Origin of the sequence: Mycobacterium sp. IDR2000157661, from assembly GCF_022317005.1 — a bacterium.
Taxonomy (GTDB): domain Bacteria; phylum Actinomycetota; class Actinomycetes; order Mycobacteriales; family Mycobacteriaceae; genus Mycobacterium.
Genome location: NZ_CP081006.1, coordinates 2,540,256 through 2,563,168, shown reverse-complemented (window position 1 = coordinate 2,563,168; position 22,913 = coordinate 2,540,256). Strand labels below are relative to the sequence as shown.

Below are 22,913 nucleotides of genomic sequence, written 5' to 3'. Positions count from 1 at the left end.
CTACGGCGACCGACTTGCCGCGATGCGGGAGATGCTCACCGGCGGTGACCTGGACTATCTCACCGGCGACTACCTCGCCGAACTGACCATGCTGATCCTGGCCCGCGACCGGGCCAAGGACTCATCCCGCGGCTACGCCAAGACCTTCCTGGCCCAGCTGGAGGAAAGTCTCGGGCTGGCGCTCGACCGGGGGGTACGCATCGTCGCCAACGCAGGCGGGCTCAACCCCGCGGGGCTGGCGGAGGCGGTGCGGACGCTGGCCGAGCGGCTCGGGCTGACTGTCGCGGTGGCCCATGTCGAGGGCGACGATCTGGTCGCGCGCTCCGCCGACTTCGGGTTCGACAACCCGCTCGCCGCCAACGCCTATCTCGGCGCCTGGGGAATCGTCGACTGTCTGCACGCAGGCGCCGACGTCGTGGTCACCGGGCGGGTGACCGACGCCTCGGTGATCGTCGGGCCCGCCGCCGCCCACCACGGCTGGATGCGCACCGACTACCACCGGCTCGCGGGCGCCATCGCCGCCGGCCACGTCATCGAGTGCGGCACGCAGGCCACCGGCGGCAACTACGCCTTTTTCAGCCGGGACTTCCCCGATCTGACGACACTGCTCCACCCCGGCTTCCCGCTGGCCGAGATCCACTCCGACGGCTCCGCGGTGATCACCAAGCATCCGGGTACCGGCGGGGCGGTCACTCGGGACACGGTCACCGCCCAGCTGCTCTACGAAATCGGCGGCGCACGCTACGCCAATCCGGACGCCACACTGCGCGTCGACACCGTCGAGCTGTCCGACGACGGACCCGACCGGGTGCGGATCAGTGGAGTGCGCGGAGAGCCGCCGCCCCCGACGTTGAAGGTGTCGCTCAACAGCATCGGCGGCTTCCGCAACGAGATGACTCTGGTGCTCACGGGTCTGGACATCGAAGCGAAGGCCGACCTGGTGCGCCGACAGCTGGAGGCCGGCCTGACGGTCAAACCGGCCGAGCTCGAGTGGACACTGGCGCGTACCGACCACCCGGACGCCGACACCGAGGAGGCGGCCAGCGCCCTGCTGCGCTGCGTGGTGCGTGATCCCGATACGGCCCCCGTCGGTCGCCAGTTCTCATCGGCGGCAGTCGAACTGGCGCTGGCCAGCTACCCGGGCTTCCACGCCACGACCCCGCCCGGCCAGGGCCAGGTGTACGGCGTGTTCAAACCCGCCTTCGTGCCCGCGACCGAGGTGCCGCACGTGGCCGTGCATCCCGACGGCCGCCGGGTGGATATCGCGCCTGCCGAGCGGACGCTGACGCTCGAGCCCGTCGCTCCGTTCGCGATGCCGGAGCCGTTGCCCTTCGGCGAGACGCGGCGACTGCCGTTGGGCGTCATCGCCGGTGCCCGCAGCGGCGACAAGGGCGGCAGCGCGAACATCGGGGTCTGGGTGGGCACCGACGACCGGTGGCGCTGGCTGGCCAACACGCTGACCGTCGACCGGCTGCGCGAGATGTTGCCGGAGACCGCCGATCTGCCGGTCACCCGGTATGTCCTGCCCAACCTGCGGGCCGTCAACTTCGTCGTCGAGGACATCCTCGGTGAGGGTGTCGCATATCAGGCGCGGTTCGACCCCCAGGCCAAGGGGCTGGGCGAGTGGTTGCGCAGCAGGACGATCGAGATACCCGAGGAGCTGTTGCCATGAGTATCTGGCACACACCCGAACGCGAGCAGCTGCGAAAGACGGTGCGCGCGTTCGCCGAACGCGAGGTGCTGCCCAACGTCGAGGAGTGGGAACGCTCCGGTGAGCTGCCCCGTGACCTGCACCGCAAGGCCGGTGAGGCCGGACTGCTCGGCGCGGGCATGCCGGAGTCGGTCGGCGGAGGCGGCGGCGACGGCGCCGACGCCGTAATCATCTGCGAGGAGATGCACTACGCCGGCTCGCCGGGCGGGGTGTTCGCGTCGCTGTTCACCTGCGGGATCGCGGTGCCGCACATGATCGCCTCGGGTGACGAGCGGCTGATCGAGACCTACGTGCGGCCGACGCTGCGCGGCGAGATGATCGGCAGCCTGGCGATCACCGAACCCGGCGGCGGGTCCGCCGTCGGTCACCTGACGACCAAAGCCGAGTTGATTTCTGACGGCGGCGGACCGTACTACATCGTCAACGGCGCCAAGACCTACATCACCTCCGGTGTGCGGGCCGACTACGTGGTGACCGCGGTGCGCACCGGCGGCCCCGGCGCGGCCGGGGTGTCGCTGATCGTCGTCGACAAAGATGGACTCGGTCACTCGCCTGGCCTTCAAGTCACCCGCAAGCTGGACAAGATGGGGTGGCGCTCGTCGGACACCGCCGAGCTGTCCTACACCGACGTGCGGGTGCCGGCCGCCAATCTGATCGGCGCCGAGAACACCGGCTTCCTGCAGATCGCGGGCGCCTTCGTCGCCGAGCGCGTCGGCCTTGCCGCGCAGGCGTATTCGAGCGCGCAGCGCTGCCTCGACCTGACCGTCGACTGGTGCCGCAACCGCGAGACCTTCGGCAGGCCGCTGATCGCCCGCCAGTCGGTGCAGAACACGCTGGCCGAAATGGCCCGCCGCGTCGACGTGGCACGGGTGTACACCCGTCATGTCGTCGAACGCCAACTCGCCGGAGAGGCCAACCTGATCGCCGAGGTCTGCTTCGCCAAGAACACCGCCGTCGAGGCCGGCGAGTGGGTGGCCAACCAGGCCGTCCAACTCTTCGGCGGTATGGGATACATGGCCGAATCGGAGGTCGAGCGCCAGTACCGTGACATGCGCATCCTCGGGATCGGCGGCGGCACAACGGAGATCCTCACCTCGCTGGCGGCCAAGACGCTGGGCTACCAGTCATGACGGTCTCCGATTCTCTTCGCGCAAGCGGCTCGTCGGCGGCGCTGCGCTCGACGCTGGACCCCGCCTCGCCCGCATACCTTGAAGCGGCCGCGGCGATGTCGGACAAGCTCGCCGAGATCGACGCCGAGGCGATCAAGGCGCTGGCAGGCGGCGGCCCGAAGTATGTCGCTCGCCACAACGAGCGGGGCAAGCTCACCGCACGGGAGCGGATCGAGCTGTTGGTCGACCCCGACTCCCCGTTTCTCGAACTGTGTCCGTTCGCGGCGTGGGGCAGTGAATTCCAGGTCGGTGCCAGCGTGGTCATCGGCATCGGCGTGGTCAGCGGAGTCGAATGCATGCTGGTGGCCAACGACCCGACCGTCAAGGGCGGCACCAGCAACCCGTGGACGGTCCGTAAAGTGTTGCGCGCCAGCCACATCGCGCTGAGTAACCGGTTGCCGATGATCTCGCTGGTGGAATCCGGTGGCGCGGATCTGCCCACACAGAAAGAGGTGTTCGTCCCCGGCGGGCAGATGTTCCGCGACCTGACCAATCTGTCGGCGGCCGGCATCCCCACGATCGCGTTGGTGTTCGGCAACTCCACCGCAGGCGGTGCCTACATACCGGGCATGTCCGACCACGTCGTGATGATCAAGGAGCGATCCAAGGTCTTCCTGGCAGGTCCGCCGCTGGTGAAGATGGCGACCGGCGAGGAGTCCGACGACGAATCCCTCGGCGGTGCCGAAATGCACGCCCGTACCTCCGGTCTGGCCGACTACTTCGCCGTCGACGAACCCGACGCCATCCGGATCGGGCGCCGCATCGTGGCCCGGCTGAACTGGCGCAAGCAGGGGCCTGCGCCGGCTCCGGTCGTCGAACCGCTTTACGACACCGAGGACCTGCTCGGCATCGTGCCCGCCGACCTACGCGTCCCGTTCGATCCGCGAGACGTCATCGCCCGCGTGGTGGACGGCTCCGAGTTCGACGAGTTCAAGCCGCTGTACGGGTCGTCGCTGGTGACCGGGTGGGCGCGCCTGCACGGCTACCCGATCGGCATCCTCGCCAACGCCCGCGGTGTGCTGTTCAGCGAGGAGGCGCAGAAGGCCACGCAGTTCATCCAGCTGGCCAACCAGACCGACACGCCATTGCTGTTCCTGCACAACACCACCGGGTACATGGTGGGTAAGGACTACGAGGCCGGCGGGATGATCAAGCACGGCTCGATGATGATCAACGCGGTCTCGAACTCGACGGTGCCGCATCTGACACTGATCATCGGCGCGTCCTACGGTGCGGGCAATTACGGGATGTGCGGGCGCGCCTACGACCCGCGGTTCATGTTCGCCTGGCCCAGCGCCAAGACCGCGGTGATGGGTGGACCGCAGTTGGCCGGCGTGATCTCGATAGTCAGCCGGGCCGCCGCGGCTGCGCGCGGTCAGCAGGTCGACGAGGAGGCCGACGCCGCGCTGAAGGCCGCGATCGAGGCCCAGATCGAGGCGGAGTCGCTGCCGTTGTTCCTGTCCGGCCGGCTCTACGACGACGGCGTCATCGACCCCCGCGACACCCGCACCGTGCTGGGGATGTGCCTGTCCGCCATCGCGAATGGCCCGATCGAGGGGACGTCGAAGTTCGGCGTCTTCCGGATGTGAGGATCACCGTGGCCGAAACTGAAGTGATGCAGGCGAATTCGCCGGGCTGGCCTGTACAAGCTCAGATTCGCCGCCTGTTGGTGGCCAATCGCGGCGAGATCGCCCGCCGGGTGTTCGCGACGTGCCGGCGCCTCGGCATCGGCACCGTCGCCGTCTACACCGATCCCGACGAGCACTCGCCGCACATCGCCGAGGCCGACGCACGGGTGCGTCTGCAGGGCCGCAACGGGTATCTCGACGCCGGGCAGTTGATCGCCGCCGCGAAGGCTGCCGGTGCCGACGCCATCCACCCGGGTTACGGGTTCCTCTCCGAGAACGCCGACTTCGCCAGGGCGGTGATCGACGCGGGGCTGTCGTGGGTCGGGCCGCCGGTCGCGGCGGTGGCCGCGATGGGCTCGAAGATCGAGGCCAAGAAGATGATGGCCGCCGCGGGTGTGCCGGTGCTCGAGGAGCTGGACCCGGACGCCGTCACCGAGGATCAGCTGCCCGTGCTGATCAAGGCGTCGGCGGGCGGCGGCGGTCGCGGCATGCGCGTGGTGCGCGAGCTGGCCGAACTGCCGGCTCAGGTGGAGGCGGCCCGACGGGAGGCGCAGTCGGCGTTCGGTGATCCGACGGTGTTCTGCGAGCGGTACCTGGCCGCCGGCCACCACGTCGAGGTCCAGGTGCTCGCCGACCGGCACGGCACCGTCTGGGCGGTCGGCGAACGCGAATGCTCCATCCAGCGGCGCCACCAGAAGATCGTCGAGGAGGCGCCATCGCCGCTCGTCGAGCGCACCGCAGGCATGCGGGAGAAGCTGTTCGAGGCCGCCCGGCTGGCGGCGACCGCGATCGACTACACCGGTGCGGGGACCGTCGAGTTCATGGCCTCCGGCTCCGACGAGGGGGCAGGCGAATTCTTCTTCCTCGAGATGAACACGCGACTGCAGGTCGAGCATCCGGTCACCGAGGAGACCACCGGCCTGGACCTGGTGGCCCTGCAGCTGCACATCGCCGAGAACGGCAGGTTGCCCGTTGAACCTCCTGTCGCACAGGGGCACTCGATCGAGGTGCGGCTCTACGCCGAGGACCCGGCGAAGAACTGGCAGCCGCAGGCCGGACCGGTGCACCGGTTCGAGGTGACCGGCGCCCGGGCCGCGTTCACCACGTTGGGCGGCGCGGGTGTACGGGTCGACTCCGGAGTGGACGACGGGTCGCAGGTGTCGATCTTCTACGACCCGATGCTGGCCAAGGTCATCACATGGGCACCCACTCGGCGCCAGGCCGCGTCGATCCTGGCCGACGCGCTGACCCGCAGCCGGATTCACGGTGTGCGCACCAACCGGGACCTGCTGGTGAACGTGCTGCGTCATCCGGCGTTTCTGGACGGCGCCACCGACACCGCGTTCTTCGACACCCACGGCCTTGCCGAATTGGCCGCGCCGCTGACCGATGACCACACGCTGGCCCTGTCGACGCTGGCCGCAGCCCTGTCCGATGCGGCGCACAACCGCGACACCGCAACGGTTGTCGCCGCGGCCCCCAGCGGTTGGCGCAACCTCGCGTCGGGTTATCAGACCAAGCGCTACGCCGACAGTGCGGGCGCCGAGCATCAGGTGGCCTACCGGTTCACCCGCGACGGTCTGGACCTGCCGGGCCACCACGACACCGACTTGGTCGCCGCCACCCCGACTCACGTGGTGTTGTCGGTCGACGGCGTCGATCGGCCCTTCGACGTCGCGCGCTACGGCCCCGACCGTGAAGCGGTGTTCGTCGACTCCCCGCTGGGCCCCGTGCAACTGGCCGCACTGCCCCGCTTCGCCGACCCGAGCGCCGCCGTCGCGCTCGGCTCGCTGCTGGCGCCGATGCCCGGTTCGGTGCTACGCGTCGGCGCCGCTGTGGGCGACACCGTCACCGCCGGCCAGCCGCTGCTGTGGCTGGAGGCGATGAAGATGGAGCACACCGTCACCGCGCCCGGCGACGGAGTGCTCACCGAACTCAACGTCGCCACCGGCCAGCAGGTCGACGTCGGCACCGTACTCGCCCGAGTGGAAAGCCCTGGAGGACAGTAGTGAGCAGTTTCATCGAGAGCGAAGAACAGCAGGCGCTGCGCAAGGCCGTCGCCGCAATGGCCGCCAACTACGGCCAGGACTACTACCTGGAGAAGGCTCGCGCCGACCAGCACACCGACGAGTTGTGGTCGGAAGCAGGCAAACTCGGCTTCATCGGGGTGAATCTGCCCGAGGAGTACGGCGGCGGCGGTGCGGGCATGTACGAGCTGTCGCTGGTGATGGAGGAGATGTCGGCCGCGGGCTGTCCGCTGCTGCTCATGGTGGTCTCCCCCGCCATCAACGGCACCATCATCGCCAAGTTCGGTACCGAGGACCAGAAGAAGCGCTGGCTGCCCGGCCTCGCCGACGGCACCATCACCATGGCGTTCGCCATCACCGAACCCGACGCCGGCTCCAACAGCCACCGCATCACCACCACCGCCCGCCGCGACGGCAGCGACTGGATCCTGTCCGGTCAGAAGGTCTACATCTCGGGCGTGGACCAGGCGCAGGCGGTGCTGGTGGTCGGTCGCACCGAAGACCACAAGACCGGCAACCTGAAGCCGGCGCTGTTCATCGTGCCGACCGACACCAAGGGTCTGAGCGCGACCAAGATCGAGATGGAACTGGTCAGCCCGGAGAACCAGTTCCAGGTCTTCCTCGACGAGGTCCGGTTGCCCGCCGACGCGCTGGTCGGCTCCGAGGACGCCGCGATCGCGCAGTTGTTCGCGGGGCTGAATCCGGAGCGGATCATGGGCGCCGCCAGTGCCGTCGGGATGGGGCGGTTCGCGATCGACAAGGCCGTCGACTACGTCAAGAGCCGTCAGGTGTGGAAGACGCCGATCGGCGCGCACCAGGGGTTGTCGCATCCGCTGGCGCAGAACCACATCGAGATCGAGCTGGCGCGGCTGATGATGCAGAAGGCGGCGTCGCTGTACGACATGGGTGACGACGCCGGCGCCGCGGAGGCGGCCAACATGGCCAAGTACGCCGCGGGGGAGGCGTCGGTGCGCGCGGTCGACCAGGCCGTGCAGTCCATGGGCGGCAACGGGTTGACCAAGGAGTACGGCATCGCCGCGGCGGTGACGGCTTCGAAGCTGGCGCGCATCGCTCCGGTCAGCCGGGAGATGGTCCTCAACTTCGTCGCGCATACCTCGCTCGGGCTGCCTCGTTCGTACTAGTCGAGTCGTACTGATGGAGTCGTACTGATGGACACGCTCGTCCGCTACGCGATCGACGGGCCCGTCGCGCGCCTGATCCTCGATTCGCCGCACAACCGCAACGCGCTGTCCACGGCGTTGGTGGAACAACTGCATGAGGGCTTCAGCAACGCAGTGGCCGACCACGCCGTGCGCGCGGTGGTGCTGGGTCACACCGGTGGGACCTTTTGTGCGGGCGCCGACCTGGGCGAGGCGGCGGGGCGCGACCCCGGCCAGTTGGCCTTGGACCGCGCGCGCGAGATGACCCGCCTGCTGCGGCGCATCCTCGAGCTTCCCGTCCCCGTGATCGGGGCGATCGACGGGCACGTCCGCGCCGGGGGTCTCGGTCTGGTGGGCGCATGCGACATCGTGGTGGCCGGGCGGGCGAGCACGTTCGCACTCACCGAGGCGCGCATCGGGGTCGCGCCGTCGATCATCTCGCTCACGCTGCTGCCGAAGATGACGGCCAGGGCCGCGGGCCGCTACTTCGTCACCGGCGAGAAATTCGGCGCGGCCGAAGCCGAGCAGATCGGCCTCGTCAGCGTCGCCGCCGATGACGTCGACGCCGAGGTGTCGGCCCTGACCACCGCGATCGGCACCGCCTCGCCGCAGGGCCTGGCCGCATCCAAGGCGCTGACCACCGCCGCGATCCTGGCGGAGTTCGACCGGCACGCCGAGGCGCTCACGCAGCAGTCCGCCGACCTGTTCGTCTCCGAGGAGGCGCGCGAGGGCATGCTCGCCTTCCTCGAGAAGCGCCGGCCGCGCTGGCGACGTGATGGTTGAATTTGCCCGGTTCCTGTTCGCGCAGAAGATAGTTTGATGGGCTACATGCTTCGCCGGGGAGCGTCAGGCCACAGTTTGGCCAACGCCCTTGCGCTTGCCACGGTTCGTCGTAGGCTCGTCATTGATGAGCACTCCAGTGTCGCGTAACGGTTCCATGCGCGCTGCCGACACCGATCGGATCCAGGTGGCGCAGTTGCTGACCGACGCCGCCGCCCAGGGCCGTCTGCAGCTCAACGAGTACGAGGACCGCTTGACCAGGGCGTACGCCGCCCAGACTTACGACGAACTCGACCGCATCTCCAGGGATCTGCCCGGTGCGGTCACCCGCGGCCGCAGCGGCGGGCCGTGCCACCCGGCGCCGTCGACGATGTTGTTGGCCATCATGAGCGGCTTCGAGCGCCGCGGTCGCTGGAACGTGCCCAGGCGGATGACGACGTTCGCGCTGTTCGGCGGGGGCGTCCTCGATTTGCGGTACGCCGACTTCACGTCGCCGGAGGTGGAGATCCACTCCTACTCGATCTTCGGTGGGCAAACCATCCTGGTGCCGCCGGAGGTCAACGTGGACCTGCGCGGTGTCGGTGTGATGGGCTCGTTCGACCACAGCGTGGCGGGCGACGGCTCGCCGGGGGCGCCGTGCGTGTGCATCCGCGGCTTCGCGTTGTGGGGCAGTGTCGCGGTCAAGCGCAAGAAGCGCAAGGCCGTTTGACCGGGCCCGCCAGGCTGAGTCCGCCTAACGTCTGCGCCGCGAGCGCAGGTAGTCGCTGACCACCGCGGCGCCCAATCCGTCGAGATCGGGCACGACGACCCGGCCCTCCACCCGGCGGGCCACCTGATCGATGAAACGGGCGAGTCCCGGGTCGTTGCCCAACCGGAAGATCGTCACCTGTGCTCCGACCGCGGCGACCTCGTCGAAACCCTTGACGGTGTGGGCGATGGTGCGCGGATGCGGTGGATAGTCAAAGAAGACCGACGATCCGTGCTCACCGGTACCGCCCTCGAGGTGTGCGGTCGGCTCACCGTCTGTGACGACCAGCACCACCGGCTGGGCAGTGGGATGCCGACGCAGGTGTCGCCCGGCCAGCGCCAGCGCGTGGTGCAGGTTCGTGCCCTGCTCGTAGACGCCCTCCAGTCCGGTGAGCTCGGCGGCGGTCACCGTCCTGGCATAGCGGCCGAACGCGATGATCTGCAGCGCGTCGGAGCGGAACCGGGTGCTGACCAGGTGGTTGAGCGCCAACGCAGTGCGCTTCATCGGCAGCCACCGGTTCTCCATCACCATCGAGAACGAGGTGTCCACCAGCAGCGCCACCGCCGCTTGGGTGCGCGTCTCGGTCTCGGAGATCTCGACGTCGTCGACGGTGATGTTCACCGGCAGGTCCGCCATCCCGGTGCCCGCGCGGCGCAGCACCGCGTTGGTGAGCGTGCGGGTGACGTTCCACGGCTCGGTGTCGCCGAACGCCCATGGCCGGGTGGCGCCGGTCAGCTCACCGGCCGCACCCGCCCGGCGGGTGTCGCGTTCGCCGTGTCGCCCCGAAAGCTGTTGCGCGACATCGCGTAACGCGGTCTGGCCGAGCTGGCGCATCGCCTTGGGCGAGAGACGCCACTGACCGTCGGAGCCGCGGTCGAGGAAACCCTGGTCCATCAGCGCGCGCTCGAGCTCGGCCAGCGTGCGAGCGTCGACGGCGGCGTCCTCGCCGAGTTGGCGGGCCAGCATCTCGAGGTCGACGTCCTCCATCGTGGCGCCGGCGTAGCTCTGGGACAGCGCCTCGGCGAGTTGCTCGAGTTCGGCGATGTCGGCCAGCGCCTGGGTGCCCTCGCCCATCCCCATCGGGTTATCCCCGGAGAACCGCGACGACCCGGTCCAGTCCTCCCCCGGCCGCGCGGCCTGCAGATGAGAGTCCAGCCGGTTCAGCGCGTTCATCAGCGAGGGCGAGCCGAACGCCTGCTGCGCGAGCGCGTCCAGTTCTGCCCGCTGCGACTCGGAGAGGCTGTTGCGGAAGCGCTGTGCAGCAGCCGCCCGCTGCGCCAGCGAGTCGAGCAACTCGTCGATGTTGCGCGGGTTCTCCGGGAAGAACTCGCCGTGCTTGTCCATGAAGTCTTGGAAGTCCTGCTGGGAATCCTCGCCGCGGGCGTGCTTGTCCAGCAGGTCGTTGAGGTCGTCGAGCATCTCGTTGACGCGCTGGCGGTCCTCCTCGGTGGCGCTTTCCAGCGCCTGCTTCATGCCGGCGAACCGCTGGTCGAGCATCTCGCGGCCGAGCAGGTCCTTGATCTGCTCGTACTTCTCGCGGGCTTCCTGCGATCGCCAGTCGTAGTCGGAGAGCTCTTGCACGGCCTTGGCCGGAGACGGCGGCAGCGACTCGATGCGCATCTCGTTGAACCGGGCGTCGTCGTCGAGCGCGCGGGCGAGTTCCTTGCGCTCGGCCAGCACCGCATCGTCGAGCAGCTTCTTGATCTCGGCCAGCGTGCCGTCGAGGTTGTTGCGTTGCAGCAGTTCCCGACGACGGCGGTTGGCCTCAGCGGCGAGCCGGTCCGCACCGCGCATGTTGTCGGTGCCGCGGCGCAGCATCTCTGACAACGCGCGGCGCGGCGAGCTGCCCTCCATCACGTCCTGGCCGATCTCCTCGAGCGCCTCGCGCAGGTCGATCGGCGGCGCCAACGGGTCGGGTCCGCCGGTGTATCGCGAGTACCGCGAACTCTTACTCACCGGCCGCACTCCTCAACGCAGCTCGTCCCTCGCTGCTTGATCGTCGTACGGCGGCGCTTAGCCATAGACGGTTTCGCCTTCTCCGGACACCTTGTCGATGCGCTTGGCCAGATACAGCGCTTCGAGCGCCAACTCGACGGCGGCCGCGCGCTGTCCGTCGGTGGTCGCACCGAGCCGCTTCTGGATCTCGGCGATCGCGGGCACCTCGGGCACGGCGGCCAGTACCTCGCGCGCCGACACGCGCTCACCGGTGGTGACCGCCGAGCCGCCCTCGATCGCGACCACCAGCGGCCCGACATCGATACCGCCGAGCAGGCGCTGCGCGGTGTCGGCGGTGGCGCGGCGCAGCAGGTGTTCGAGCACCGCCTGCTCGCGACCCTCCTCGCCGGATTCGAACTCCAGCTTGCCGCGCAGCACGTCCGCCACGCTCGACAGGTCGACCACCCGTGCCACCGGATCCTGTTCACCCAGGATGGCCGAGCGGTGCCGCGCGGCCGCGGCGACCGTCTCGGCCGCCGCGATCGCGAACCGCGCGGACACCCCCGACCGCTGGTCGATCGAGCGCGACTCGCGCAGGTAGCGGGCGAACCGGGCGAGCACGTGCAGCAGGTAGTCGGGCACCTCGGCGGCAAGGTGTGACTCCTGGCGGATCACGCCGACCTCGGCTTCCAGCTCCAGCGGGTAGTGCGTGCGGATCTCCGCGCCGAACCGGTCCTTGAGCGGGGTGATGATCCGGCCGCGGTTCGTGTAGTCCTCGGGGTTGGCGCTGGCGACCACGAGCACGTCCAGGGGCAGCCGCAGCGTGTAGCCGCGGACCTGGATGTCGCGCTCCTCCATGACGTTGAGCATCGACACCTGGATCCGCTCGGCGAGGTCGGGCAGCTCGTTGACCGCGACGATCCCGCGGTGGGCGCGCGGGATCAGCCCGTAGGCGATGGTCTCGGGGTCACCGAGGCTGCGGCCCTCGGCCACCTTGATGGGATCGATGTCGCCGACGAGGTCGGCCACGCTTGTGTCGGGGGTGGCCAGCTTCTCGGTGTAGCGCTCGCTGCGGTGCCGCCACTCGATCGGCAGGTCGTCGGCGGAGTCGGCGGCGCGGCGGATCGATTCCGGGGTGATCGGGCTGAAAGGGTGCTCGCCCAGTTCCGAGCCGGCGATGACGGGCGTCCACTCGTCGAGCAGGCCGGTCAATGCACGCAGCAGCCGCGTCTTGCCCTGCCCGCGTTCGCCGAGCAGCACCACGTCGTGGCCGGCGATCAGCGCGCGCTCGAGCTGCGGGATGACGGTGTCCTCGAAGCCGAAGATGCCGGGCCACGGGTTGCTTCCCTGCGCCAGCGCGGCCAGCAGGTTGTCCCGGATTTCTTCCTTGACGCCCCGCTCGCGATGACCGGCGGCCTTCAGCTCGCCGACGGTCCGGGGCAGATCATGAGGTGCAGTCACCACTCCACGCTACGACTTGTCCGGCGACGGGGCGCGTCTGCATACGACACGCCGCTTTTCCGTCAGATTCTGTGCACGCTCACTCGCCTCGGCTGACCCTCCGAGCCGTTCACCGCTTGTTCATCGGATGAGGGGGATTTCGTCGCCTCGGCTCGGGCAATGAGCGGCAGCGCACCCCATCGACTCCCGAGGAGACTTGTAATGAAACTGCGGCACCGACCGCTCGCAGCGGCGAGCCTTCTGACGATCACCTCCCTGGCGTTGGCCGCGTGCGGCGGCGGCGACCAACCCGAGGCCGGTGGCGACGGACTCTCCGGCGACATCATCATCGACGGGTCGAGCACCGTCGCGCCTCTCACCGAGGCGATCGCCGCCATGTTCCAGCAGGAGCACCCCGACGTGCGAGTGTCGGTCGGCACGTCCGGCACCGGGGGCGGCTTCGAGAAATTCTGCAACGGTGAAACCGCGATCTCGGACGCATCGCGGCAGATCAGCCAGGAAGAGGTGCAAGCCTGCGAGCAGGCCGGCATCCAGTTCGACGAGATCACCGTCGCCAACGACGCGCTCACGGTGGTCGTCAACCCGGAGAACCCGGTCAATTGTGTCTCGCCGGAACAACTGCAGGCCATCTACGGTCCGCGGGCCAACGCCACCAACTGGAACCAGGTGCCCGGCATCGAGCCGGCCTACGACCAGCAGCTGCAGATCTTCAGCCCCGGCGCCGACTCCGGCACGTTCGACTACTTCACCGAAGCGGTCAACGGCGAGGAGGGCGCACAGCGCTCGCAAGGCGTCAACATCGTCGGCGAGGACGACAACGCAACGGTGACCGGCGTATCCGGCTCCGCCGGTGGCATCGGCTACTTCGGCTACTCGTTCTTCGCGGAGAACAAGCAGCGGTTGAAGGCGCTGGAGATCCGCAACGAGGCCGGCGAGTGTGTGGCACCCACCCCGGAGAACACGCAGAACAAGTCGTACAACCCGCTTGGCCGCCAGCTCTACATCTACCCGTCGGCCCGAGCGCTCGAACAGCGCGAAGTACAGGAGTTCGTGAACTTCTACCTCGACAACGTCAACGACGTCGCGCAGCGGGTCGGTTTCATCGCGCTCACCGAGCAGCAGTTGCAAGAGGCCAGGGACAAGGTCGCGAGCCTGACGGGATAGTCGTCGCCCCGAAGGCGTAGTCACTCTGGAAGATAGAGGAAGACAAGTGGTTTCACGAGATGCGCTGACGGCGGCCGGATTGACGGGGGGCCGACGAACCAGCAGTCTGGAGCCGGTCAGCCCGCGCTACGGCGAAAAAGCCATCAAAGGCATTCTCGCCGTGTGCGCGGCGCTGTCCGTCGCGACCACGATCGCGATCGTCGTGTCGCTGGTCGGGCCGGCGCTGCAGTTCTTCGAGACCGTGGCGCCGCTCGAATTCCTCACCGGCACAAGGTGGTCGCCGTCGTTCGTCCCGGAGAGCTTCGGTGTGCTGCCCTTGGTCGCCGGCACCCTCAGCGTGGTGTTGTGGGGGCTGCTGGCGGCGATTCCGCTCGGCCTCGGGGCGGCCATCTACCTGAGCGAGTACGCCCCCAACGGCGTGCGCAAGGTGGTCAAGCCGATCCTCGAGGTGCTCGAAGGTGTGCCGACCGTCGCGTTCGGGTTCTTCGCGTTCTCCTTCATCACCCCTCTGTTGCAGGACATCTGGCCGGGATTTCTGGGTTCGGGGCCCAACATCTTCAACGCGGGCGCCGCCGGACTGGCGATCGGACTGCTGATCGTGCCGATCATCGCGTCGATCTCCCAGGACGCCATGTCCGCGGTGCCGCACGGCCTGCGGGCCGGCGCCTATGCCATGGGCGCCAGCCGGATGCGGGTGGCGCTGCGCGTGGTCTTCCCGGCGGCACTGTCGGGGATCGTGGCCGCGATAGTGCTCGGCGTGTCCCGTGCCATCGGAGAGACGATGGTGGTGCTGATGGCGGCGGGTAACAGCCCCAACATGGACATCACGTTCACCGAGTCCATCCAGGCGATGACCGCCTACATCGGCGTCACCGCGACGGGCGACATCGCCACGGGCACTATCGAATACGACACCATCTTCGCCGTCGGCCTACTGCTCTTCCTGATGACGCTCGCGATGAACGCGATCAGCATCCGGCTGGTCCGGCGCTATCGGCAGGTGTACGAATGAGCACCAGGTACGAAGCGCCGCGGACCCGGCTCGCCACCTCGGGCGCCCGGGCGGCTGTCGAGGCGCGATTCGACAAGCGGCCGAGCGGGGAACGGGTACGGGGACAACTGTTCTTCGCGTTCTTGCTGTTGATGATCTCGTTGTCGATGACCGGGCTCGCGGCGCTGATCATCGACGCCTTCCTCCAGGGCCTGCCGCAGCTGGGCATCGAGTTGTTCACCGAACCGACCGCGGCATTCCCCGAGGACTCAGGATTCCTGAACGCGATCGTCGGCACGCTCTTCGTCATCGGCGGGGTGATCGCCCTGGTGGTGCCACTGGGCGTCGGCGCCGCCCTCTACCTGGAGGAGTATGCCGACCGGGAGCGATGGTGGAATCGCCTGATCGAATTGAACATTCAGAATCTGGCCGCGGTGCCGTCGATCGTCTACGGCATCCTCGGCCTGGCATTCATCGTGCGGGGCCCGTTGAACCTCGGGTTCGTCGTGATCGCGGGATCGATCACGCTGGCACTGCTGGTCCTGCCGACCGTCATTCTCGCTGCGCGCGAGGCTATTCGGGCGGTGCCCGTCTCCATCCGTCAGGCGTCGCTGGCGCTGGGCACCACGCAATGGCAGACCATTCGGGGCCAGGTGCTGCCTGCGTCGATACCGGGGATCGCGACCGGCGTCATCCTCGCCGTCGGCCGGGCGATCGGCGAGACCGCCCCCCTGCTGCTGGTCGGCGCGGCGACCTTCGTCACCTTCGTCCCGGAAGGCTTCTTCGACCGGTACACGGTCCTGCCCGTGCAGATCTTCAACTACTTCGCCCGAGCGCAGGAGGAGTACATCGTGCTCGCGGCTGCCGGCATCATCGTGATGCTGGTTTTGCTGCTGGCGATGAACTCTTTCGCGATCTGGCTCCGCAATCGATACGAGCAACGGTGGTGAGATTCCGATGACCGACGAATCGACGATGCAGGCCGATCAGGGGCCCGAGTCCGACGTCGATGACGAGCGACCCGCGGTGCAGGCGCTGCCCAGCGTCCAGGACACCGCGAGGGATTCGCGCGAACGCCGCGGTGAGCCACCGGATCCACAGAAGCGGGAAGTGGTCTTCGCCGTGGAGAACCTCACGGTGTTGTACGGCAAGAAGCCCGCGGTCGAGGACGTGACGTTCGACATCTACAAGAACAACATCACCGCCATGATCGGCCCGTCGGGCTGCGGGAAGAGCACGTTGATCCGCTGCTTCAATCGGATGAACGACCTGGTCCCGGCCGCGCGGATCGAAGGCCACATCCGCTATCACGATCAGGATCTCTACGGGCCCAAAGTCGACCCGGTCGAGGTGCGCAAGCGCATCGGCATGGTTTTCCAGTCGCCCAACCCGTTCCCGAAGTCGATCTACGAGAACATCGCGTTCGGTCCGCGCACTCTGGGCGTGAAGAAGAAGAGCGATCTCGACACCATCGTGGAGGAGGCACTGACCAAGGCGGCACTGTGGGATGACGTGAAGGACCGGCTGGGCGAGAACGCCTATGGAATGTCCGGTGGACAGCAACAGCGGTTGTGCATCGCCCGATCGATCGCGACCAACCCCGACGTCGTTCTGATGGACGAGCCCTGCTCGGCGCTCGACCCGATCTCCACCGGGCGGATCGAGGACCTGATGCTCGAGCTCAAGAAGGACTACTCCATCGTGGTGGTCACCCACAACATGCAGCAGGCGGCGCGGGTGTCGGACATGACCGCCTTCCTCATGGTTCAGCTCGACGACACCGAGGAGAACCCGCGCGGCCGTCTGGTCGAATACGACCAGACGGACAAGATATTCACCAAACCGGGCGACGAGCGCACCGAACAGTACGTATCGGGCCGGGTCGGGTAGCTCCGCGCTTCCCGCGCGAACGTGACGTTGCAGTCCTGGCGGGCGTAGCGCGTAGCGCTGGGGTCACGCTCGCCGACGCGCTCCTCAGTGCGCGAAGTGGCGGGCCCCCGTCAGGTAGAGCGTGATGCCGGCCTTGGCCGCCGCCTCGGTCACCTCGTCGTCGCGCACCGATCCGCCGGGGTGGACGATCGCCTTCACGCCCGCGTCGGTCAGCACCTCCAGCCCGTCGGGGAACGGGAAGAACGCGTCGGACGCCGCGACCGCGCCACGCACCCGGTCCCCCGCACGCTGCACCGCGAGACGGGCCGCATCGACGCGGTTGACCTGACCCATGCCGACGCCGACGGTGGCGCCGTCGGCCGCCACGACGATCGCGTTCGACTTGACCGCGCGGCACGCCTTCCAGGCGAACTTCAGATCCGACAGCGTCGCGGGGTCGGCAGGTTCACCGGTGGCCAGCGTCCAGTTCACGGGATCGTCGCCGGCAGCGGTGAACTCGTCGCGCTGCTGCAGCAGCAGACCGCCGCTGATCTGGCGGAACTCGGCGCCGCCCGGTTGCGGCTCGGAGGCCACCAGCACCCGGATGTTCTTCTTGCGGGCGAGCACATCGACCGCGCCGGGTTCGTAAGCGGGCGCGACGACCACCTCGGTGAAGATGTCAGCGACCGTCTCGGCCATCTCGACGGTCACGGTGGTGTTGGCGGCGATCACCCCGCCGAACGCCGAGAGCGGATCGCACTCGTGGGCCTTGCGATGCGCGTCGGCCACCGAAGTGGAAGAGACCGCGATGCCACACGGGTTGGCGTGTTTGATGATCGCCACACAGATCTCGCTGTGGTCGAACGCGGCCCGCCAGGCCGCGTCGGCATCGGTGTAGTTGTTGTAGGACATCTCTTTTCCGTGCAACTGTTGGGCCTGCGCGAGGCCCGGCCACCCGGCGTCGTTGCGGTACAGCGCGGCCTGCTGATGCGGGTTCTCGCCGTAGCGCAGCACCGAGTCCCGCCGCCACGTCGCGCCCAGCCATGCCGGCAGCGACGCCGAGGCCGTATCCGGCTCGGGCGCCAACACCGAACCCATCCACGACGCGACCGCGACGTCGTACTCCGCGGTGTGCCGAAACGCCAGCAGAGCCAACCTCTTTCGCTCCTCCAGTGAGAAGCCGCCCGATCGCACCGCCGCCAGCACGCCGTCGTAGCCGCGAGGTTCGACGACCACGGCGACGCTGGGATGGTTCTTGGCGGCGGCACGCACCATCGACGGGCCGCCGATGTCGATCTGTTCGACGCATTCGTCGACGCTCGCACCGGAATCGACGGTCTCGGTGAACGGGTAGAGGTTCACGACGACGAGTTCGAAGGGCGCGATCTCGAGCTTCTGCAAGGCCTCGGTGTGCGCGGGCAGTCGGGTGTCGGCAAGCAACCCGGCGTGGACGTGTGGATGCAAGGTCTTGACCCGCCCGTCGAGAATCTCCGGGAAACCGGTCACGAATTCAACGGGCGTCACGGGAATGCCTTGATCGGCAATGGTCCTCGCGGTCGAACCGGTCGACACGATGTCGACGCCTGCGTCGTGCAGTCCCCGCGCCAGCGGGATGAGCCCGGTCTTGTCGTACACGCTGATCAATGCGCGCCGAATCGCCCGTTTGCCCGTCATCCTATTGTTGCCTTTCGTCCCGTCCAGGTCACGCCGCGGAGCGCGACCGCGGACAATACCTCTACCAGCAGTCGTCGTTCGACGACCTTGATGCGCTCGTGCAGAGTGGCCTCGTCGTCGTCGTCGAACACCGGCACGGGTTCCTGCGCCAGTAGTGGCCCCGTGTCGGTGCCGGCGTCGACCAGATGCACGCTGCAGCCTGTCACCTTCACGCCGTAGTCCAGTGCATCGGGCACCGCATGTGCGCCCGGGAAGGCCGGCAGCAACGCCGGGTGGGTATTGATGATGCGCCCAATGAAGCGGGAAAGAAAATGCGGGCCAAGTATTTTCATGAACCCCGCCGACACGATGAGGTCGGGTTCGTGCGCGGCGGTGGCTTCGGTGATGGCGGCGTCCCACGATTCCCGGTCATCGTGGTCGCGCAGTCGCACGGTGTAGGAAGGCACCGACGCTGCCGCAGCGATGTCGACGGCCGGACAGTCGCGGTCCACACCGACCGCCACGATCGAGGCGGGATACTCGTCGCCGGTGGCGTCGATCAGCGACTGCAGCAGCGATCCCGTGCCGGACGCCAGCACCACCACCCGTGCAGGCACCTTCGGAGATACACGGAGGGGTGCCTGCACGACTGGCAGCCTAACGGGTGCCCGAAGCGCCGTCGTCGTCCGCAACGTAGTGGTCCTCCGGGTCCTCGAACGGGTCCGGCCGCGCCTCGACGGCGGGGGCGGAATCGGTGAACGCAAACTCTTCATCGACGGGGGGCTCTTCATCGACTGCGGGCTCTTCATCGACGGGGGGCTCTTGATCGGCAGGCTCATGCTCGGGGTCGGGCTCCGGTCCGACGGCGGGCTTCGGCGCCCGCGGCCTGCGTGCGATGCCGCCCGACATCGCGACGGTGAGCGCGCCGACGCCGGCGAACCACAAGAAGACGGCAGGACCGAACGTGGCCTGGTCGACGCCGACGTCACCGAAGTTGCCGAGCCGGCCACCGCCCGCGTAACCGAGAACCGCCATCGTCACCGCCGCCAGCGCCGCGGCCACCACCAGCTTGCCCACCGCGGGAAGCAGCGGCAGCGGCCGCCGGGCGCACTGCTGGCCCACCGCGACGCCCGACGCGGCCGCGACGATCAGCAGCGCCACCCACACCGGACCCAGCGGCGGTGTCGGAGCCGCAGCCAGCACCGGCAACGCCGGGATGTCGCCGCCGAAGACCGTGAACGAACTGAACGTCGCCAACCCCACATGGGCGCTGGACCCGACCGCCACTGCGGCGGTGCCCACCAGCACGTTGGGGATGTAGAGCACCGACAACGCCGTCAGGCTGAGCTGGCCGAACACCGAGTCGGTGAGCGAGTAGAGGTCGTGCATCGTCGACCAGTGCACGACCAGCGAGCCGGCCATCACCACTCCGGACAGGCCCGCCAGCGCCAGCACACCGGCCGCGGAGGCGCGGATCGCCTCGGGCAGCCAGGCAGGCAGGGACGCCGCGGCGAACAGCCGCCGCCCGACCCGCGAGCCCACACCGACCGCCGCGCCGACCGCGTGCACGGCCAGCACGCCGGCGAAGGCGCCAGAGGCGTTGGGGGTCTGCAGTTCGGTCAGCACCGAGGCGGCGTCATGGACGACGGCCAATGCGATCGCCGCGATCAGCAGTGGACCGCCGAGAGCCGACGCGACGACCCAGCGGATGACGAACCACGAGCCCTGCGGTGAGGTCGCCGCAGCCGTCGTGCGCGCGGTCCCCCACACCATCGCGAGCACCGGCAGCAGCGGCATCACTCCGAGTTCGGCGCCGCCGATGGACACCGGAACCAGGTGCACGCCCAGCCACATGCTCGCGACCGCACCCAGCGCACCGGTCATGTCGCTGTTGGCGATCAGCAGCTGCAGCAGCACCACCGCCGCGATGACGACGAGCGCCACGACTGACGGCCCGAACGCGACCCGGAGCAGCTCGCGCGCCTGGCGGGTGCCGACTGGCCGTGGTTCCACTGGTTGGGCCGCTCCTCGCACAGGCTCGCGTGCCCGACGTTCGCGCACGCGCGGCTCAGACTACTGGCTCACGCTAGGAAGGCGTCTGACCCGACTGCGAGGAGGACGAGCCCTGTGTCGGCACCTGCGTCGTCGGCGCGGTGCTCGACGGCGGCTGGCCGTAGGTGGGGAAACCGGTCGGCGGCGTCGGCGGGCCGGACTGCTGGCCGGAGCTGTATCCGCCGGTGGACGGACCCTGTCCATAGCCGCCGGGGTAGGTCGACGGGTATCCGGAACGCTGCTGTTGCTGAGGTTGCCCCTGCTGCGGGCCGCCGTGATGCGGCTGGCCAGGCTGGCCGTAATACGAGCCGGGCGCGCCGTACTGGCCGTAGTGCTGGTCGTACTTCGGTCGCGGCGAGGGCGGGGTGATGATGCCCGATTCGAACAGCAACACCGCGACCGCGGCGATCGCCTGCAACAGCGTGAAGGCGATGATGAGGTAAAGCCCCCACCCGATGCTCGCGCCGCTGGGCTTGTTGATGACCTCCGCGATCACCAGCAGGAAAGCCGTGACGGCCAGCGCCGCGATCACCGCGGTGGCGACCCGCTGCTTGGGCAGCAGGCCTGCCCCGGCGAACAAGCCCGCCAGGATCGCCGCACCGATCGCCAGGACCAGCCCGAACGAGCTGCCGCTGATGCTGCCCAGGCCGGGGAAATCGGAGGCGGAGATGGTGAAGAGCGGCGCGAAGCTCGACAGGTACACCGCCAAGCCCAGTGCGGCGACGACGGCCGCCAGGTACAGCGGCAGCTTGCTCCGGCCGTCGGCCGGGCCGGATTCGCCGGGCCGGCCGAACTGCTGCGTGGGCGCGGAGAAGTGCGGGGTCGGCTGCTGTGCGGGCGGATATCCGGGGCTACCGGGCGGGCCTGAGGGATACGTCATGACCTCTCCTGTGCTTCGGCGGGACAGACCCACGCTAGCGCACCCGTCACCGGTGCTGGGACCGCCGCAGGCTGGGCCGTCGCTGCCCACGCGCTTGCCACCCAGACTGAAACACGTTCTAATTCGGGACATGGATTACGGGCTCGTGCTGTTCACCAGTGATCGCGGAATCGCCCCCGCGGCCGCCGCCACGCTGGCCGACGACCACGGCTTCACGACGTTCTACGTGCCTGAGCACACCCACATCCCGATCAAGCGCCAGGCCGCGCACCCGACGACGGGTGACGAATCGCTGCCCGACGACCGGTACATGCGCACGCTCGACCCGTGGGTGAGCCTGGGCACCGCGGCGGCAGTGACCTCGCGGGTGCGGTTGTCGACGGCCGTCGCGCTGCCGGTGGAACACGACCCCATCACGCTGGCGAAATCGATCGCGACGCTGGACCATCTCTCCAGCGGGCGGGTGAGCCTGGGCGTCGGATTCGGCTGGAACACCGATGAGCTGGCCGACCACAACGTGCCGCCGGGGCGGCGGCGCACCATGCTGCGCGAGTACCTCGAGGCCATGCGCGCGCTGTGGACCCAGGAGGAAGCCTCCTACGAGGGCGAGTTCGTGAATTTCGGCCCGAGTTGGGCCTGGCCCAAACCGGTGCAGCCGCACATCCCGGTGCTGGTCGGCGCCGCGGGGACGGAGAAGAACTTCAAGTGGATCGCGCGGTCCGCCGACGGCTGGATCACGACCCCGCGCGACTTCGACATCGACGCACCGGTCAAGCTCCTGCAGGACACCTGGGCCGGCGCCGGACGTGACGGCGCGCCGCAGATCGTGGCGCTGGACTTCAAGCCGGATCCCGAAAAGCTGGCCCGCTGGGCGGATCTGGGCGTCACCGAGGTGCTGTTCGGGCTGCCGGACAAGTCGCCCGACGAGGTTGCCGGCTACGTGGAGCGACTCGCAGGCAAGCTGGCCGCCCTGGTGTAGCTCACGGCCGGGCGAAGCCTGCCTCGGCGAGCACCCGCCGCCCCACCTCACCGGTCACCAGATCGACGAATTTTCTTGCTAGAGCTGGATTTTCCGACTGCCGTAGCACAGCGATCGGATAGGTGTTGACGGCCTCGGCGGCTTCGGGGAACGGCACCGCGGTGACCATGTCGCCGGCATCCTGGGTGTCGGTGACGTAGACGACGCCGGCGTCGGCCTGCCCGCTGGTGACCTTGCTCAGCACGTCGGTGACCGACGACTCCTCGCTGACCGGCGCCACGTCCACACCCGCGGCCCGCTCGACCTTCTGTGTCGCCGTCCCACACGGCACCTGGGGTGCACAAAGCACAACGCTGACACCCGGCTTCGTCAGGTCACGAAAGCTATTGATCTGCTTCGGATTTCCCGGCGCGACGGCGATGGTCAGCGTGTTGGCCGCGAAGTCGGCCGGAGCGCCGGCCAGCAGACCGGCCTTGGCGGCCTTGTCCATGTTGCGGGTGTCGGCCGACGCGAACACGTCCGCGCGGGCGCCCTGCGTCAACTGCGTCACGAGATCGGACGACCCGGCGAACGAGAATTCCACGGTGGCGCCGGGATTGTCCCCCTCGAACTGCTCGCCGATCTCGGTGAACGGGGCCTTCAACGACGCCGCGGCGAAGACCACGATCGAATCCCCCTGCTGTGAACTGCATCCTGCCGCGAGCAT

General features: G+C 68.6%; 19 protein-coding genes. 12 read left to right on the top strand and 7 right to left on the bottom strand.

Annotation, left to right across the window (positions count from 1 at the left end; translation table 11 throughout):
• Positions 1 to 22 precede the first annotated feature (22 nt).
• The 7 genes from K3G64_RS13615 to K3G64_RS13585 all read left to right on the top strand — a co-directional run bounded on the left by K3G64_RS13615 (position 23) and on the right by K3G64_RS13585 (position 9,184).
• Positions 23 to 1,672, top strand: coding sequence for an acyclic terpene utilization AtuA family protein (locus K3G64_RS13615; RefSeq protein WP_238950650.1), 1,650 nt, complete (start codon positions 23 to 25; stop codon positions 1,670 to 1,672).
• Complete coding sequence (locus K3G64_RS13610) at positions 1,669 to 2,841, top strand: acyl-CoA dehydrogenase family protein (protein ID WP_238884987.1); 1,173 nt, start codon at positions 1,669 to 1,671, stop codon at positions 2,839 to 2,841. The genes K3G64_RS13615 and K3G64_RS13610 overlap by 4 nt, the downstream gene beginning before the upstream one ends.
• The gene (locus K3G64_RS13605) at positions 2,838 to 4,469 is read left to right on the top strand and encodes an acyl-CoA carboxylase subunit beta (protein WP_238884985.1); all 1,632 of its coding nucleotides are present in this window, start codon (positions 2,838 to 2,840) and stop codon (positions 4,467 to 4,469) included. The genes K3G64_RS13610 and K3G64_RS13605 overlap by 4 nt, the downstream gene beginning before the upstream one ends.
• A gap of 26 nt (positions 4,470 to 4,495) precedes the next feature.
• The gene (locus K3G64_RS13600) at positions 4,496 to 6,517 is read left to right on the top strand and encodes an acetyl/propionyl/methylcrotonyl-CoA carboxylase subunit alpha (protein WP_238950649.1); all 2,022 of its coding nucleotides are present in this window, start codon (positions 4,496 to 4,498) and stop codon (positions 6,515 to 6,517) included.
• A 56-nt stretch (positions 6,518 to 6,573) separates the two neighbouring features.
• Positions 6,574 to 7,677: an acyl-CoA dehydrogenase family protein gene (locus tag K3G64_RS13595; protein ID WP_238950648.1), complete on the top strand. Its 1,104-nt coding sequence runs from the start codon at positions 6,574 to 6,576 to the stop codon at positions 7,675 to 7,677.
• Positions 7,678 to 7,704: 27 nt separating this feature from the next.
• Positions 7,705 to 8,478 carry an enoyl-CoA hydratase family protein gene (locus K3G64_RS13590; RefSeq protein WP_238884983.1) on the top strand — a complete coding sequence of 258 codons (774 nt, stop codon included), beginning with the start codon at positions 7,705 to 7,707 and terminating at the stop codon, positions 8,476 to 8,478.
• Positions 8,479 to 8,602: 124 nt separating this feature from the next.
• Positions 8,603 to 9,184, top strand: coding sequence for a DUF1707 SHOCT-like domain-containing protein (locus K3G64_RS13585; protein ID WP_238884982.1), 582 nt, complete (start codon positions 8,603 to 8,605; stop codon positions 9,182 to 9,184).
• A gap of 24 nt (positions 9,185 to 9,208) precedes the next feature.
• Here the strand turns inward: K3G64_RS13585 and K3G64_RS13580 are convergent, their stop codons facing one another.
• Positions 9,209 to 11,188 (bottom strand): VWA domain-containing protein, encoded by a 1,980-nt coding sequence (locus K3G64_RS13580; RefSeq protein WP_238884981.1) that lies wholly within the window; start codon positions 11,186 to 11,188, stop codon positions 9,209 to 9,211.
• Positions 11,189 to 11,236: 48 nt separating this feature from the next.
• On the bottom strand, positions 11,237 to 12,619 hold the full coding sequence (locus K3G64_RS13575; RefSeq protein ID WP_238884980.1) for a sigma 54-interacting transcriptional regulator: 1,383 nt from the start codon (positions 12,617 to 12,619) through the stop codon (positions 11,237 to 11,239).
• Positions 12,620 to 12,820: 201 nt separating this feature from the next.
• On the opposite strand from K3G64_RS13575, the gene K3G64_RS13570 reads away from it, so the two are divergent.
• Genes K3G64_RS13570 through pstB form a run of 4 tightly spaced genes read left to right on the top strand, consistent with a single transcriptional unit; the run spans position 12,821 to position 16,664 of the window.
• Positions 12,821 to 13,783, top strand: a complete 963-nt coding sequence (locus K3G64_RS13570; protein WP_238884979.1) for a PstS family phosphate ABC transporter substrate-binding protein — start codon at positions 12,821 to 12,823, stop codon at positions 13,781 to 13,783.
• Positions 13,784 to 13,829: 46 nt separating this feature from the next.
• A complete protein-coding gene (gene pstC / locus K3G64_RS13565; protein ID WP_238884978.1) occupies positions 13,830 to 14,795 on the top strand; it encodes a phosphate ABC transporter permease subunit PstC in 966 nt (321 codons plus the stop codon).
• Positions 14,792 to 15,724, top strand: coding sequence for a phosphate ABC transporter permease PstA (gene pstA, locus K3G64_RS13560; protein ID WP_238884977.1), 933 nt, complete (start codon positions 14,792 to 14,794; stop codon positions 15,722 to 15,724). Before pstC ends, pstA begins: the two co-directional genes overlap by 4 nt.
• Before the next feature lie 7 nt (positions 15,725 to 15,731).
• Positions 15,732 to 16,664 carry a phosphate ABC transporter ATP-binding protein PstB gene (pstB, locus tag K3G64_RS13555; RefSeq protein ID WP_238884976.1) on the top strand — a complete coding sequence of 311 codons (933 nt, stop codon included), beginning with the start codon at positions 15,732 to 15,734 and terminating at the stop codon, positions 16,662 to 16,664.
• A gap of 84 nt (positions 16,665 to 16,748) precedes the next feature.
• On the opposite strand, the gene purH is transcribed toward pstB, so the two are convergent.
• The 4 genes from purH to K3G64_RS13535 form a co-directional block, all read right to left on the bottom strand.
• Entirely contained in the window at positions 16,749 to 18,317 is a 1,569-nt protein-coding gene (gene purH / locus K3G64_RS13550; protein WP_238884974.1) for a bifunctional phosphoribosylaminoimidazolecarboxamide formyltransferase/IMP cyclohydrolase, read from the bottom strand.
• Positions 18,314 to 18,943, bottom strand: a complete 630-nt coding sequence (gene purN, locus K3G64_RS13545) for a phosphoribosylglycinamide formyltransferase (RefSeq protein ID WP_238884972.1) — start codon at positions 18,941 to 18,943, stop codon at positions 18,314 to 18,316. The genes purH and purN overlap by 4 nt, the downstream gene beginning before the upstream one ends.
• 10 nt (positions 18,944 to 18,953) lie before the next feature.
• Complete coding sequence (locus tag K3G64_RS13540; protein ID WP_238884970.1) at positions 18,954 to 20,309, bottom strand: cell division protein PerM; 1,356 nt, start codon at positions 20,307 to 20,309, stop codon at positions 18,954 to 18,956.
• Positions 20,310 to 20,382: 73 nt separating this feature from the next.
• Positions 20,383 to 21,228, bottom strand: coding sequence for a DUF5336 domain-containing protein (locus K3G64_RS13535; protein WP_238884968.1), 846 nt, complete (start codon positions 21,226 to 21,228; stop codon positions 20,383 to 20,385).
• A gap of 130 nt (positions 21,229 to 21,358) precedes the next feature.
• Between K3G64_RS13535 and K3G64_RS13530 the strand changes: the two genes are divergently transcribed.
• Positions 21,359 to 22,207 carry an LLM class F420-dependent oxidoreductase gene (locus K3G64_RS13530; RefSeq protein WP_238884966.1) on the top strand — a complete coding sequence of 283 codons (849 nt, stop codon included), beginning with the start codon at positions 21,359 to 21,361 and terminating at the stop codon, positions 22,205 to 22,207.
• Between the two features lies 1 nt (position 22,208).
• On the opposite strand, the gene modA is transcribed toward K3G64_RS13530, so the two are convergent.
• Complete coding sequence (gene modA / locus K3G64_RS13525; protein ID WP_238950647.1) at positions 22,209 to 22,913, bottom strand: molybdate ABC transporter substrate-binding protein; 705 nt, start codon at positions 22,911 to 22,913, stop codon at positions 22,209 to 22,211.